Genomic DNA, 12,991 nt, shown 5'->3' on the forward strand with positions numbered 1-12,991 from the left:
TGGCGGGCCAGGTATCCGGCGGAGAAGGCTCCGGCGTATCCGGCCCCGAGAACGACGATGCGGTGCTTCATGGTTCGCTCCTGTCTGGTTCGCGTATTTCCTGAATGAGAGGGCCGCCGAATTCTTGACAGCCTCAACCAGTGACGTGGATCTCTCCCGAGGCTCGCTCGGCCGGACGAACTCCATTCCGAACCATCGCGTCGGTTGCGTTCCAGAAGACCGCCGCTACGAGATCCTGCGGCACTGATCCCACCGCGGCCCGAGAACGAGGTGTCGCGGACTTAGTGGTTCCTCTACCGGCGCACAGTTAGGCGGTGAGGGGTGCGGATGGGGTTTCGGCCGGTGGTGTGCGTGTTGTGCGAAGTCCTGTATCGGTGGCGCGGTGGGCGCGCAGGCCGCCGATCAGGCATAGCACTGCGCCGAGCGTGACCCAGGCGACCAGGACGGTGATGGCGTGGGTGGCGCCGCGGCCGTCGAAGAAGGCGGTGGATCGCAGTAGTCGGCCGCCGGCTCCGGGGGGAAGTAGCTGGCCGAGGGTGCCGGACCAGCCGGGCAGCATCTCGGGGGCGGTCGCAGTGCCCGAGAGAGGGTTGCCGATGAGCATCATGACCACGGCACCGATCCCGATTCCGGCGTATCCGAGCAGGGATTCCAGCCCGAGGACGGTCAGGGAGGTGGCCGCGATGGTCAGCGCGATGGCCCCCGTGTTGGCCTGGTAGGACCCGCTCAGTGAGCCGAGCCAGAATTGCAGGATCGCTGCCACGGTCAGGCCACCGGTGGCCGCGAACGCGAGTGCCCCGATTGCCCGGCGGGCAGTGCCGTGAACGAGCCTGGTCAGCAGCACCGCGGCCAACAGACCGCCCATGACCAATGGCAGGGCACCTGCGGCCAGGCCGGTGCCGCGTGGGTCGCGGGCGGGGAGGGCGGCGAGGTCGCGGACAGTGACCTGTGTACCGGGCGTTCCTGCTTGGCTGAGGCCGGTCGCCATGGTTTGCAGGGTCTGGGCAACCGCGGTGCTGGCGGCGGAGGCGACGATGACCTGCGGGCTGGCGGAGCTGAGGTCGATAGCCCCGTACACCTGCCGGTCGCGAATGAGGTGTTCAGCGGTGGTGGTATCGGTGACCTCGGTGATGTCGAATCCGCCCGGCAGACGTTGGTCGAGTGCGGTGCGGATTTGCGTGACCGCGGCCGGCGGCCCGGCGACGGCGATCGGAACACCGTGGACCGACGACCGCGCCGACGGCCAGGCGAAGGCGACGAGCAGCACACTCACGATCGCGGTCAGCAGGAGGACCGTTGTCGCCACTGTCGGCCATCGTGACGGAAATGTGTTGGTGGTGAACGGTATTCGCGTGGTCATGGGTCTTCCTCGAAGCGTGGGACTGTGGCCGGTGTTCACCGCAGGGTGAGTGGGGTTTCGGATTCGATGTGGGTGAGTTTCTGTGGGTTGCGGACGAAGTAGAGAGCGGCGACGCGGGTGTTTTCGACGTGCAGTGAGATGACGCCGTCGAATACCCCGTCGACATGCAGAGCCAGTGCGGGGCTGCCGTTGACCGTGGTCGGCTCGACGGTGAGTGTGACGTCGTTCTTGGTGAGGCCGCCGACGATGAATCGGGCCACTTTGTCGGCGCCGATGACCGGCCGGGGTGTGGCCTGCTTGATACCGCCTCCATCGCTTGTCGCCACGACGTCGGGTGCGAGCACGTCGAGCAGGCCCTGCAGGTCCCGCGTCTCCAGCGCGCGCCGGAAGGCCGCAACAGTAGCCTCGGCCTGGCGCGCGGTGACCGCTCGGCGGGGCCGGCGGGCTTCGACGTGGCGACGGGCGCGGTGGGCGATCTGGTGTACGGCGGCGGGGGTCTTGTCGACCGCGGCCGCGATCTCGTCGTAGCCGAACCCGAATGCCTCACGCAGCACGAACACCGCGCGTTCGGTCGGGGCCAGCGTTTCGAGCACGAGCATCAGCGCAATCGACACGCTTTCGGCGAGTTCGACGTCGGCGGCCACATCCGGGGTGGTGAGCAGTGGCTCCGGAAGCCAGGAGCCCACGTATGTCTCTCGGCGGCGTTTCAGCGACCGCAGCCGGTTGATCGCTTGGCGGGTGGTGATCTGAACGAGGTAGGCGCGGGGCTCGTTGACGGCCGCGTCGACCGTTATCCATCGCAGCCAGGTTTCCTGCAGGATGTCGTCAGCGTCGGCCACCGATCCGAGCAGTTCGTAGGCGACTGTGAAAAGTAGCTTGCGGTGTGCGAGGAACGTTTCGGTCGCCTCGACCTTGGCGTGGTCGCCGCCTCTGCCGTCCGATGGGTGGCAGTCGGCCCGCTGATGCGCACCGGGTTCGCGCGTGTCCATGGTTTCCTCTCCGGTTGGTCGTCGTCAGGTCCGGCCCCTCCGTCACCGACAACACTTGCTGCGGAATCGCCGCAGCCGGGGTCGCGACGACTTAGGGCTTCGGCGTCCTACGCGACCGGCGCCGCAGCGTTGTCGCGCTGGGCCTGCAGCAGAGTTGGTCGGTGTTTGCCGTCCTTGGGCCAGTGGTGCGAGCCGGGCTTGTGTGCTTCCCTCACCAGGTGCTTGACGCTTGCTTCGCAGGCGAACTCCTTGAGCTTCTTGCCCGTGAACCCGCTGAAGTACAGCCGCATCGCGGTGTCGTCCTTGTGGCCGAGCTGAAAGATCCCGGCATCCCGGCCAAAGCTGATGCACATGGCGGGAAACGACAGGTCGATCGGCGCCGGCTGCTCACCCGCGATCCGATGCAGCAGCGTGTCGGCGGCGTGCGCTCCCAGGCATCCTGCGGCGTAGGCGCTCATCCGGAACGGCATATCCGACGGCGCCGACGCATCGCCAGCCGCGACAATGCGCTCGTCCCCGACACTGGTCAGTGTCTCGTCGGTGAGCAGCCGCCCGGCGGCATCGGTGCGCAACCCGCTCCGGTTGGCCAGGTCGGGCACACCGAAGCCCGCCGTCCAGATCGTGACCTGACTTGCCAACGTCCGGCCATCACCGAGTTTCACGGCCTCCCGGCTCACCTCGGTGACCACCGTATCGGGGCCTTCGATGACGGCTACCCCCAGTTTGGCGAGGTACTTGTGGGCTGTGCGTCGAGCTCTCGGGTGCAGGTACGGACCGAGGACACCGCCACAGACCAACGTGACGGTGCGACCCTGCTCGGTCAGTTCCGCAGCGGTCTCGATGCCGGTCGGGCCGCCCCCGACGACCGTCACCGCGCCCGTCATGGGCGTGTCGTAGAGCACCGACCGCAGCCGCTGCGCCGCCTCCAACGTCGCGACCGAGTGGGCGAACTCGGCCGCACCAACCACTCGCGGCCCGGCGGTGCCACTGCCCACCGCGTAAACCAGGTAGTCGTAGCCGATACTGCCGCCGTCGGCCAGGATCACACTTCGCCCGGCCGCATCGATCAGCGTCGCGCTGTCGACGACCAGCCCGACGCCCTCGGCCAGGACCTCCTTGTAATCGACGACCGCACCGTGGGTACCGCCCACAAGCTGGTGCAACCGCAGCCGCGGAACGAAGACCTGGCGTGGATTGATCACGGTCACTGTCACTTCATCGCGCTGCGTCAGACGATTGGCCGCCATCACACCGGCATACCCGCCGCCGATCACGACCACATCGATGTTCTCGCTCACGGTTTCTCCTTCACTTCACTGCGAGGGGTTCGAGCACAAGACACCGCACCAGAGAACTTCCTGACATCATGTGATTTGAATCACTTCATTGGCCCGGTTCGCGGGCCGCGACGAGGTGGGACGCAGCGGCCCCCGAGGATCCGACGTACTACCTCCAGCGACCACACCTGACGGGCTCGCACACACCAACGTGACCGAGCTTCTTCTTTGAGAGGTCCATGTGCGGACCAATCGACTGTCGTATCTATGTGAAGGTCAACCTGGGGCCTATGAGGTGGAGCACATCTGCACATGGTGAAGCGGCTCACATGCCAGCACATTCGCGGATGCTTTCTCGTCCTGTGATCGAAGACGCTCACACACCATGGAGTACCTCATGCGTTTCGGAATCCGGTTCCGCCGCGTGGCCCTCGGGCTTGCCTGCACCCTGATCGCGTTGTTCCCGCCGGCTACTTCGGTCGCCCATGCTTGGGAGCCGCCGAGCGGCGACCTCCCGTCGCGCTACCTGACCCGCGTCGAATCCCGTTATGTCGAAACGGATCTCGCTCGCTTCCATTACACAGTGTCCGGGAGCGGATCACCGGTCGTACTGATCGCTGGTGGTGGCCTGTGGGGCTACTCCTGGCGAGAGGTGGCTCCCACGCTGGCGCAGCAGCACACCGTCTACGCGGTCGATCTGCCCAGCCAGGGCTACACCGAACTACACCGCGCCGACTTCGCCTACGACTTGCCCGCCATGGCCACGGCCATCGCGACCTTCCTCGACGCCATCGGTGTGGGCCGCACAACGCTAGTGGGGCATTCCTGGGGCGGGGCCTGGAGTCTGTACTTCGCCGAAGAGCATCCCGAACGGGTCGTGCGGCTCGTGCTGCTGGACTCCCCCGGCCTGGACGCCGAAAAAGCCCCCATTACACCGGTTTTCAAGACACCAGTGGTCGGTGAACTGGCCACCGAACTCACCGACCGCTCGTTCTACACCGACAGCATCCGCGGCACCTTCGCGCACAAGGAACTCGTCACCGACGAGCTGATAGACGAGCTCTACCCGCCGTTCTCCCGTCCCGCGAACCGCAACGGCTTCCTGGCCCTGTGGCGCAACCTCGACTACCGGCTGACCGATGCCGGCTTGTCGCGGGTGAGCGCACCCACCCTGGTGCTCTGGGGCGGCGATGATCAGTGGCTGCCGTCATCCCAGGCGGCCCAGCTGGCCGGGCGCATGCCCAACGCCGAGGCCGTCGTACTGCCCGGCTGCGGGCACACCGTGCACGAGGACTGCCCTGCTGCCACGATCCCGCGAATCACGGCTTTCCTGAACTGACACCCGGCAGAACATCCGAAGAGGTGGTCGATCGCACCCGCCCACTGGGCGTACTTGCCCGGCATGCGTAGGCGGCTATCGTCGCTGATCAGATAGCGCCGGGTGGGCGCCCGTTAGGGGTCCGGTAGTAATCGCCGAAATCCAACGAAGCTGACCAGGGGCCGCTGCGCTCCTCCGTGGGGGAGGAAAATGGTGGGCCGGTTGCGTCGTGTGGCGCTGCCGGTCGGATCGGTCGATGCTGGTGGGGTGTTTCGGTCGAGCCCGGTCGAACTGTGTTGCCAGTGAGCCCGCAACGAAGCTTGGGACGGAGGGCACGTTCGCGTCCACGGGAACCGTGGAATGTCGCCTTCGAGCACGAGTGTCAGATTCCTGTTTCATCCGCCTTCCCCGAAACACGTTCCCGCGCAAGCGAACACGAAATTATTCGGATCGGTGGTGTGTGATGGATGTTGTTCACCCGCGATGCGCGGGACTGGATTGCTCGAAGAAGGACGCGAAGGTATGCGTCCGGATTCAGGGGCGGGCAAAGACTCGTGCGGTGACGACCTGGGGTGCGACGAGCGGCCAGATCCTTGCGCTGCGTGAGCATTTGATTGCGGAGAAGGTCACGTGTGTGGTGATCGAATCCACCAGCGACTACTGGAAGCCGTTCTACTACCTGCTCGGTGAGGATTTGGACGTGATCTTGGTCAATGCCGCACACGCGCGCAACCTTCCAGGGCGCAAGACCGATGTGTCGGACGCGGCCTGGCTAGCGGACCTGGGTGCGCACGGACTGGTGAAGGCCTCATTGGTGCCGCCCGCACCGATCCGGGCGCTGCGGGACCTGACCCGCACCCGCACCGCGTTCACCCGGGAACGCGCCCGCGAGGTTCAGCGGTTGGAGAAGCTACTCGAAGACGCCGGCATCAAGCTGTCTTCGGTCGCCTCCGACATCACGGGAGTCTCGGGTCGGGCGATGCTCGAAGCGTTGATCGGTGGGCAACGCGACCCGGCGGTACTTGCCGATCCGGCTCAGCGCCGGATGCGGTCGAAGATCCCTGCCCTGACCGAGGCATTGACGGGACGGTTCACCGCCCACCATGCGTTCATGACCCGTTTGTTCCTGGACCGGATCGATGCCCACACCGCCGATATCGCGCGTTTGGATGCCCGCATCGACGAGGCGATGGCACCTTTTCACGCGGCCCGGGACCTGCTCGCCAGCATCCCGGGCTTTTCCCGGATCGTGGCTGAGGTGTTCATCGCTGAGACCGGAGGCGATATGACCGTGTTCCCCTCCGCCGGTCACCTCGCCTCGTGGGCGGGGCTTTCCCCGGGCTCCAACGAATCCGCGGGCCGCGTGAAGTCCACAACTACCCGGCCAGGCAACCGGTATCTCAAGGGCGCACTCGGGGTCGCGGCCCTGTCGGCCGCTCGATCGAAGAACACCTACTTCTCCGCCAAATACAAACGGATCACCTCCCGCCGCGGTCCGATGCGCGCGATCGTCGCTATCGAACACGCCATGATCATCGCCGCCTGGAACATGCTCACCCACGGCGACTTCTACGGCTACCTCTGGTCCGGTTCCTGCTGTTCTTCCAACAGCTGGAGGGCAAGTTCTGCCGGATGGATGACCTGTGGATCCGTTTCGCGAGCAATCATCTCCGCCAACGACTCTCGGTACTCGGGCCACTCGGAATACACCATGGCGCACACCGCTGCCCGGCGGACTCTGGCGTCTGTGTGGCGCGTCGCCTCCAGGATGCGCATGATCACAGGGTCCGCTGCCCGCTCCGGGGACCCGGCGCCCAGGATCAACACCGACCTCGTCTGCTCGACCGGGTAGACGCTCGTGTCGAAGTTGACCAGCAGGTCATCGAGGCTCCAGAAGTCGAGCGCGGCCGCCAGACGTGTCGTCACCTCCCGTACCCGTGCGCCGTCGTCACCCGCCACGACCATGTAGCGCGCATCGACGACCTCGTCGGCGACGTAGTGGACCGACAAGCCACCTGGCAGCGACCACTTTGCCTCGTAGAAAGCCTGGTTGTCCGGATCTCGGGCGATGTCTCCCTCGTAGGTCCAGCCATCCGCCGCGGCCAGAGCCCGGATTTCGGCATTATCCACAGTGTCTCGAAGGATCAAACGACGACCCACATGACGTCCGACGGTCACCCGCCCTCCCATTCGGTATGGTCCAGACCCCGACGGCCGTGGATATCGCAAACTTACTTCAGGACCACCTAATTGCGTTGCAGGAAGCTGTCTTTGGGAGTCGCCAGCGCCAGGATCGCGCGCGACACGCGGCCGCCCAACTCGGCAACACCGAGGCGGTCACACGAAGGCACTACGTCCAGCGCACTCATCAAGGTCCGGACGCCCGGAATCGCTTCGCTGCATTCGCTCTGCCGGATGAGCAAGACGGGACTGCCACGACGAGCCGAACATGACCCTCGAGAGCAACCAGCGATGCCCGGCGTCGGTCACCGCTGGATAGCAAACAACCAGCTTCCGATGCCCTGGCCGGGCAGGGTGTCAGGGGCTGGAGGGGGCAGGATGTGCCCGCAATTTGAAAAAGTTGAGTAAGTGCTGACCTGGGCGGTCAAAACACGACCCAAACACCGACTGCGACCCCCTGACCAGGGGGTTTGTGGGGCGGGCGGGGCTCGAACCCGCGACCAATGGATTATGAGTCCACGGCTCTAACCGACTGAGCTACCGCCCCTTGTGTGGTGGATACCGACAGCATGGGGATGGTACCGGGTGGGGTGGGGTGGGCACCACTCGGATGGGGGTGGCGTGGTGACGGGAGGGTGGGGTGTCAGGTCGTTAGGGTAGAGGCAAATCGGAAACTGGCTGGAGGGTGGGCTGTGGCGAGTGTGTTTGCGAATGTGCTGAAGGTGCATCAGTGGGTTTATGAGAACAGCGGCGGGGTGGTGGGGCATCGGCTGTTGTTCGGGAATCCGACGTTGTTGTTGCGGACGGTGGGGCGCAAGACGGGGCAAGCGCGGACGTCCGCGCTGACCTATGGGCGGGATGGGACGGATTATTTGGTGACCGCGTCGAATGGTGGGTCGCCGCGGCCACCGGGGTGGTTGGCGAATGTTAAGGCGAAGCCGGAGTGTGAGATTCAGGTTGGGCGGCGCAAGCTAGCGGTGATCGCGCGGGCAACGCTGCCCGACGATCCGGATTATGCACGGCGCTGGGCGATTGTCGACAAGGTCAATCAGGGGCGCTATAGCGCGTACCAGAAGATGACCAAGCGGCCGATCGCGGTGGTGGTGCTGACTCCGGTCGGCTGAGTTCAGTCGGCTTTCCAGGCTTGGTGGTCGTCCTCGACATCGCCACGACCCCAACGGGACTCACTCCGCGGCGGGCGGCTGGCCCACTGCACGATGAGAGCGAGGAGACCGAGCACTGCGAGGACGGCGACAACGACAATCAGTGTTTCCACGCGGGGCACCCTAGCGCTCAACCAGGGTGCCGGCAGCTACGTGAGACAAGTTGTCACGGAAGGCCGTTCAGACCGTAAGAATTGTGCGTCCTACGGCAGTTCGCGATTCAATTGCCACATGTGCGCGATCCGCCTGCTCGAGCGGGAAGGATTGGCCGACAACGACTTCCAGCCGTCCAGCCGTCGCTTCGGTCAGCGAACGTCCGGTCAAGGCGAGCCAATCGATATCGCTGGTCCCGGTCAGGTCGAACAACCCGAGCACGCTGATCCGCCTCGCTGCCATCACTTCTCGATCGAGGTCAGCGAATTTTCCTGCGGCAGCACCATATCCGATGAAACGACTGCCGTCGGCTGCGGCTTCGATCGCGTCAGCACCCGATGCGCCACCCGCACCGTCCAGTACGACATCGGCACCGGCCCCACCGGTCGCGGCGCGCGCCTTCGCCGACCACTCGGGCTCGGAGTAGTCGACGACCGCATGCGCACCGAGTCGGGTCGCGAGCTCCAGTTTGGCGCTACCACGCGCCGCGGCAACGACATTCGCTCCGGCCGCGCGGGCGAGCTGAATCAGCAAGGTGCCCAGTCCCCCACCCGCCGCGGTAATGAGCACCGATTCGCCGGGCTGGATCGCGGCTCGATCGAAGATGGCGAGCGCTGTCTTGCCGTCGTGGGCGAGCGCCACCGCCGCCGACAGGCTCAGCCCCTCGGGCACAGCGACCAGGGTGTCGGCCTTGGCGAGTGCCCGCTCCGCATAGCCACCGATCGGCTGGCCACCACCGATGCCGCTCGCAGCGGTATCGGTCACAACGCGCTTGCCGACCCAACTCGGGTCGACCTCTGGACCGACCGAAGTAACCACCCCGGCGACCGCGCCACCCGGTACGTACGGCGGCTCGAGCTGGAAGAACTCTGTGCCCCAACCACTTCGGAGCTGAACATCCAAGAACATGACATCGGCGGCCGTGACATCGACGACCACCTGCCCCGGTCCGGCAACCGGCTCGGGCACCTCACGCACCGAAAGAACCTCGGGCCCACCGAATTCCGTGGCGTGTACAGCGCGCATGACAACCTCCATCAATTCCCGATTCGATCCGACATAGATCAGCCTGGAACCTGAAGCCGGGTTGAGGTCAAGCCGAGCGCGCGAATTCCGCTGAGTGCGAAACTTCGGAACTGAATCCCGAGGTCCGAACACCCTCGCCGGACCCGAGATCGAGTGACACCAAGCCCAGCCGTCCACGTAGCCACATGACCTGAGCCACGGCCAAGAACCGCGTCAATTCGGCAACAGGCACTTCAGGACCCGCCACCACCGCAGCTACTCCCGCCGCCACCGCAGCTGCTCCCACCACCGCCGCAACTACTAGTCCCGCCCCCATAGCTACTTCCCCCACCACAACTGCTACCGCTACCACCATCGTGGCCATGATGCCCATGACCATGCCCATGACCGTGGTCATGACCATGCCCATGGCCGCCACCAGTGCCCGGATCGAACCCCACCCCCGAATCGGACCCGGCGGCGGCCCCGTAAGCCCACGGCGAGTCACTGGACGTCCCATGACCCGCCCGCCCCGGCGGCAACGGCCCGCGGGCCGCCCGCACGATCAGATACACGACCAATGCCACGATGCCAGCGCCGACCAGGAGGGTCAGCAGAAGCGGAACGATGAAAATCCCCATTCCGAAATGGTAAGGCCCACTCCCCGCATTGAACCCACGAAAAGCAACGGCCCGCCGAATAATCACCCCTCGCCGTACAGTGAATCGTGGCCTTCTTACGTCTCGGAAACCGTGCCCAGCGCCGAATCGACCTGCGCGATGTCGACCTGGTGGTGGCCGCCCTCGAATTTCCCGACGCGGTTTTCAAAACCACTCCGTGGCAGCGTTTACCCACCCCGCCGCCTCCGTCGGCTGCCATCCCCGAGCCGCGGGAGCTGGTGGAGACCGGGCTGCGGCAGTGGCTGCGCTGTTGCGGTGCGGCCATGCGCGACGGTCAGGTCATCGGCATGCCGTCACATGCGGTGGACGAGGCCTGGCACGGATTTATCCTGTGCACCGAAATGTATGCCGCGTTCTGCGCCGCGGCATACGGCCGGTTCCTCCATCACTTTCCGGAAGGCGTTGCACCGAAAGCTATTTCGCACGGATCCATGGGCGAACAACTCGGCCGCACGGTTGTCGCGTGGTCGATGGTCGCGAAACCCGGCGAGAAGTGTGTGCTCTGGGATCTCGACAGCAAGGTGGGCGTCGAGCACCCGTGGGGCATCGGCGCCGAGCGAGTTGCAGCCATCGAGGCCGAACTCGCCGACACACCTGATTGATTCGGCTCAGGTGAGCTTCACCCGTGCGGCGAAGAACCGGACCAGTGCCGGGGCGAACTTGTTGAACTGGTACTGCAACCGCGCCTCCGGGGTGACCGGCACAATGCTGCGATCCCGTTCGACCGCACGCACGATCTGGGCCGCTACCTTCTCCGGACCGTAGCGCCGCGCCTGGTACAGCTTGTCGTAGCGCTGCTGTTTGCGCTGCTCCCCTCGGCGCTGACACCCGAAAATCTGGTTGCGGCAACGATATTGGTGTGCACGATGCCAGAGCAGATGGTAGCTGGCGCACGTATATAAACCGAGCGGCAGACTATCGGTAGCGGTTGCTCATCGCTGCCGTGATGCGTTCTCGCGCGCTGGTCGAAGCCATAGTTCAGCTGCGGGTCTGGCGGCACGGCGCCGCCATGGTGGACCAAGTCCGTTCACTGACGTCGAAGACACGATCAGGCCGCACCAGGCACTCGGCGATCGAGCACCCAGCGTGGCCTACACCGGTCGCGACCAGCTGAAAGCCGCTCGATAAGAGGCTACTTGGCATCGGCGTCAGGTCTCGTTCCCTGTCATTAGAGATCACTTACTCGAGCCAGCTGTAGTCAGTAGGCCGAACGGCATGGTTCAGAACGACTTACGCTGAGGCGTACTCGAAACACTTTGTCCCGTTTCGGACGGTGAGCGAGTCTGCTGCAGGCACGCTCACCGTCCGGTCATCGTTCAGCTCAGTAGCCTCGGTGCACGCACATGAGCTGATCCTGGGTCCCGTTCAGGTCGCGGTAGGCGATGATGGCAGGACCCTGGGCGCTGGTGTGGGCGGGAAGCGCGGAGTCTTGGGTCCAGCTGGTGCCGTTGGAGGTCCGGGCCCACCACAGCTTCTTGTCGTTGGTGGCGCCGCGATGCACGCAATACAGCTCGTTGTTGTAGACGGCCAAGGCCGGGCCTTCGGTGCTCTTGTGATTAGGCAGCGAATAGTCGCCCTGCCATCTGTCTCCGCTGAAGCGATTCACATACAGGACGCTGGAGTTGTAGGCGGTGTACATCGCGTACAGGGTGTTCTTGTAGGAGGCCAGAGCGGGGTTGGAATTGGTCTTGCCAGGTAAGGTGTCTTCGCCACTCCAACCCTTGTCGGTCAAGGTTCGCCAATACAGCTGGTTGTTGTTGTAGCCCTTGTAGGCGCAGAACAGCTTGCCGTCGTGCACGGCCAGACCTGGGCCATGGCTGGTCCTGCCGCCGATCTGGACGTCGTCACTCCACTTCTTGCCATCGAAGGTGGTCCACCACAGTTGGGTTTGGCTACCGCCACCACGGTGCACGCAGTGCAGCGTGTCGTTATAAACGGCGAGGGCAGGGCCGGCGCCACTGGTATGGGCACCGAGGTAGGTGTCCTCCGACCAGCCGCTGTTTGGATCGTCGGCGTCGGCGGCGGTGGTGTCGTAGACAGTCCACCAGAGCTTGTCGTCGTAGTCGCCACGGTGCACGCAGTAGAGCTTGTCTTTGTACACGGCCAAGGCGGGATTGGACTTGGACTTGTGGGCGGCGAACTTCGTGTCCTCGCTCCACTTGTACTGGCCGGTGTCGGCATCGCGTCCATAGACCGTCCACCACAAGCTGGTGTCATCAGCCGGGCGCAGCGAGATCGGGATGAGCATGCCGGGTGCGATCCACGGGGAGACCAGCTTGCACCCGTAGGTCTTGCCGACCTCCTTGATCCACTTGGCCTTGGCCTTGCAGTAGGCCTTGATCAAGGGCGAGAACGGCTTCAGCTTCGGAATCTTGGCCAGGACCTTGCCCACTTGCTCGGTGATCGTGGCGGCGACCTGGGCGGCCTCGGCGTTGAGGTGGATCTCGAACCCCCACCACTTCGTGACGGCGTGGACTTCGACACCCAAGGCGGCAAGCTCACGTTGAACCTGGCGGATCTCCTCCTGATCCGACAAGGGCAGCTCGGCGATCTGCTCATCCTCCAGACGTCGTGCCTCCGCCAGCCGCTCGGCCGATATCCGCTGTGCTTCGGCCTCGCTGACCGCGTATCCGGGCTCCACCTCCTCAGGAGGAACCCCCTGCTTGATCAGCTCCTCGATACTGACGACACCGCTCCCATCGGTCGACTGGGCAACCGTGGCGGTGGGATCTGTTTCGGGCATGGCTCGACTCCGTTCTACCGTTGGTCGATCAGAGCAGGTCAGCGCAAAAGAATGAGGTGATGTCGACAGCGACACAACCCTCACATCGAGGGTAACTCACTGTGGCCGTACTGGTTTCGGTT

The 12,991-nt window shown here is 64.8% G+C and carries 11 protein-coding genes, 1 tRNA gene and 2 pseudogenes; 4 read left to right on the top strand and 10 right to left on the bottom strand.

Annotation, left to right across the window (positions count from 1 at the left end; genetic code table 11):
• Positions 1 to 307: 307 nt before the first annotated feature.
• From AB0J29_RS32230 to AB0J29_RS32240, 3 genes are all read right to left on the bottom strand, one after another.
• Positions 308 to 1,360, bottom strand: coding sequence for a hypothetical protein (locus tag AB0J29_RS32230; protein WP_364794305.1), 1,053 nt, complete (start codon positions 1,358 to 1,360; stop codon positions 308 to 310).
• Between the two features lie 35 nt (positions 1,361 to 1,395).
• Positions 1,396 to 2,349 carry an RNA polymerase sigma-70 factor gene (locus tag AB0J29_RS32235; protein WP_364794306.1) on the bottom strand — a complete coding sequence of 318 codons (954 nt, stop codon included), beginning with the start codon at positions 2,347 to 2,349 and terminating at the stop codon, positions 1,396 to 1,398.
• A gap of 107 nt (positions 2,350 to 2,456) precedes the next feature.
• Positions 2,457 to 3,647: an FAD-dependent oxidoreductase gene (locus AB0J29_RS32240; protein WP_364794307.1), complete on the bottom strand. Its 1,191-nt coding sequence runs from the start codon at positions 3,645 to 3,647 to the stop codon at positions 2,457 to 2,459.
• Positions 3,648 to 4,023: 376 nt separating this feature from the next.
• Between AB0J29_RS32240 and AB0J29_RS32245 the strand changes: the two genes are divergently transcribed.
• Together AB0J29_RS32245 and AB0J29_RS32250 are read left to right on the top strand one after the other, a co-directional pair.
• Positions 4,024 to 4,965: an alpha/beta hydrolase gene (locus tag AB0J29_RS32245; protein WP_364794308.1), complete on the top strand. Its 942-nt coding sequence runs from the start codon at positions 4,024 to 4,026 to the stop codon at positions 4,963 to 4,965.
• Positions 4,966 to 5,407: 442 nt separating this feature from the next.
• Positions 5,408 to 6,517 (top strand): annotated as a pseudogene (locus AB0J29_RS32250) (IS110 family transposase); the annotation flags it as partial.
• 673 nt (positions 6,518 to 7,190) lie between these two features.
• Here AB0J29_RS32250 and AB0J29_RS32255 read toward each other — a convergent pair.
• Together AB0J29_RS32255 and AB0J29_RS32260 are read right to left on the bottom strand one after the other, a co-directional pair.
• Positions 7,191 to 7,313 carry a hypothetical protein gene (locus tag AB0J29_RS32255; RefSeq protein ID WP_364794309.1) on the bottom strand — a complete coding sequence of 41 codons (123 nt, stop codon included), beginning with the start codon at positions 7,311 to 7,313 and terminating at the stop codon, positions 7,191 to 7,193.
• 285 nt (positions 7,314 to 7,598) lie between these two features.
• Positions 7,599 to 7,672, bottom strand: a tRNA-Ile gene (locus tag AB0J29_RS32260).
• A 145-nt stretch (positions 7,673 to 7,817) separates the two neighbouring features.
• Between AB0J29_RS32260 and AB0J29_RS32265 the strand changes: the two genes are divergently transcribed.
• Entirely contained in the window at positions 7,818 to 8,249 is a 432-nt protein-coding gene (locus AB0J29_RS32265) for a nitroreductase family deazaflavin-dependent oxidoreductase (RefSeq protein ID WP_364794310.1), read from the top strand.
• 2 nt (positions 8,250 to 8,251) lie between these two features.
• On the opposite strand, the gene AB0J29_RS32270 is transcribed toward AB0J29_RS32265, so the two are convergent.
• From AB0J29_RS32270 to AB0J29_RS32280, 3 genes are all read right to left on the bottom strand, one after another.
• Complete coding sequence (locus tag AB0J29_RS32270; RefSeq protein ID WP_364794311.1) at positions 8,252 to 8,401, bottom strand: hypothetical protein; 150 nt, start codon at positions 8,399 to 8,401, stop codon at positions 8,252 to 8,254.
• A 67-nt stretch (positions 8,402 to 8,468) separates the two neighbouring features.
• The gene (locus AB0J29_RS32275; RefSeq protein WP_364794312.1) at positions 8,469 to 9,467 is read right to left on the bottom strand and encodes a zinc-binding dehydrogenase; all 999 of its coding nucleotides are present in this window, start codon (positions 9,465 to 9,467) and stop codon (positions 8,469 to 8,471) included.
• A 67-nt stretch (positions 9,468 to 9,534) separates the two neighbouring features.
• Positions 9,535 to 9,966: a hypothetical protein gene (locus AB0J29_RS32280; protein ID WP_364794313.1), complete on the bottom strand. Its 432-nt coding sequence runs from the start codon at positions 9,964 to 9,966 to the stop codon at positions 9,535 to 9,537.
• Between the two features lie 207 nt (positions 9,967 to 10,173).
• Between AB0J29_RS32280 and AB0J29_RS32285 the strand changes: the two genes are divergently transcribed.
• On the top strand, positions 10,174 to 10,728 hold the full coding sequence (locus tag AB0J29_RS32285; RefSeq protein WP_364794314.1) for a hypothetical protein: 555 nt from the start codon (positions 10,174 to 10,176) through the stop codon (positions 10,726 to 10,728).
• A gap of 6 nt (positions 10,729 to 10,734) precedes the next feature.
• Here AB0J29_RS32285 and AB0J29_RS32290 read toward each other — a convergent pair.
• Together AB0J29_RS32290 and AB0J29_RS32295 are read right to left on the bottom strand one after the other, a co-directional pair.
• Positions 10,735 to 11,009: pseudogene (locus tag AB0J29_RS32290) on the bottom strand (short chain dehydrogenase); the annotation flags it as partial.
• Positions 11,010 to 11,447: 438 nt separating this feature from the next.
• Positions 11,448 to 12,869: a hypothetical protein gene (locus AB0J29_RS32295; protein WP_364794315.1), complete on the bottom strand. Its 1,422-nt coding sequence runs from the start codon at positions 12,867 to 12,869 to the stop codon at positions 11,448 to 11,450.
• Positions 12,870 to 12,991 lie beyond the last annotated feature (122 nt).

The organism is Nocardia sp. NPDC049707, from assembly GCF_040674855.1.
In the GTDB taxonomy this organism is placed as follows: domain Bacteria; phylum Actinomycetota; class Actinomycetes; order Mycobacteriales; family Mycobacteriaceae; genus Nocardia.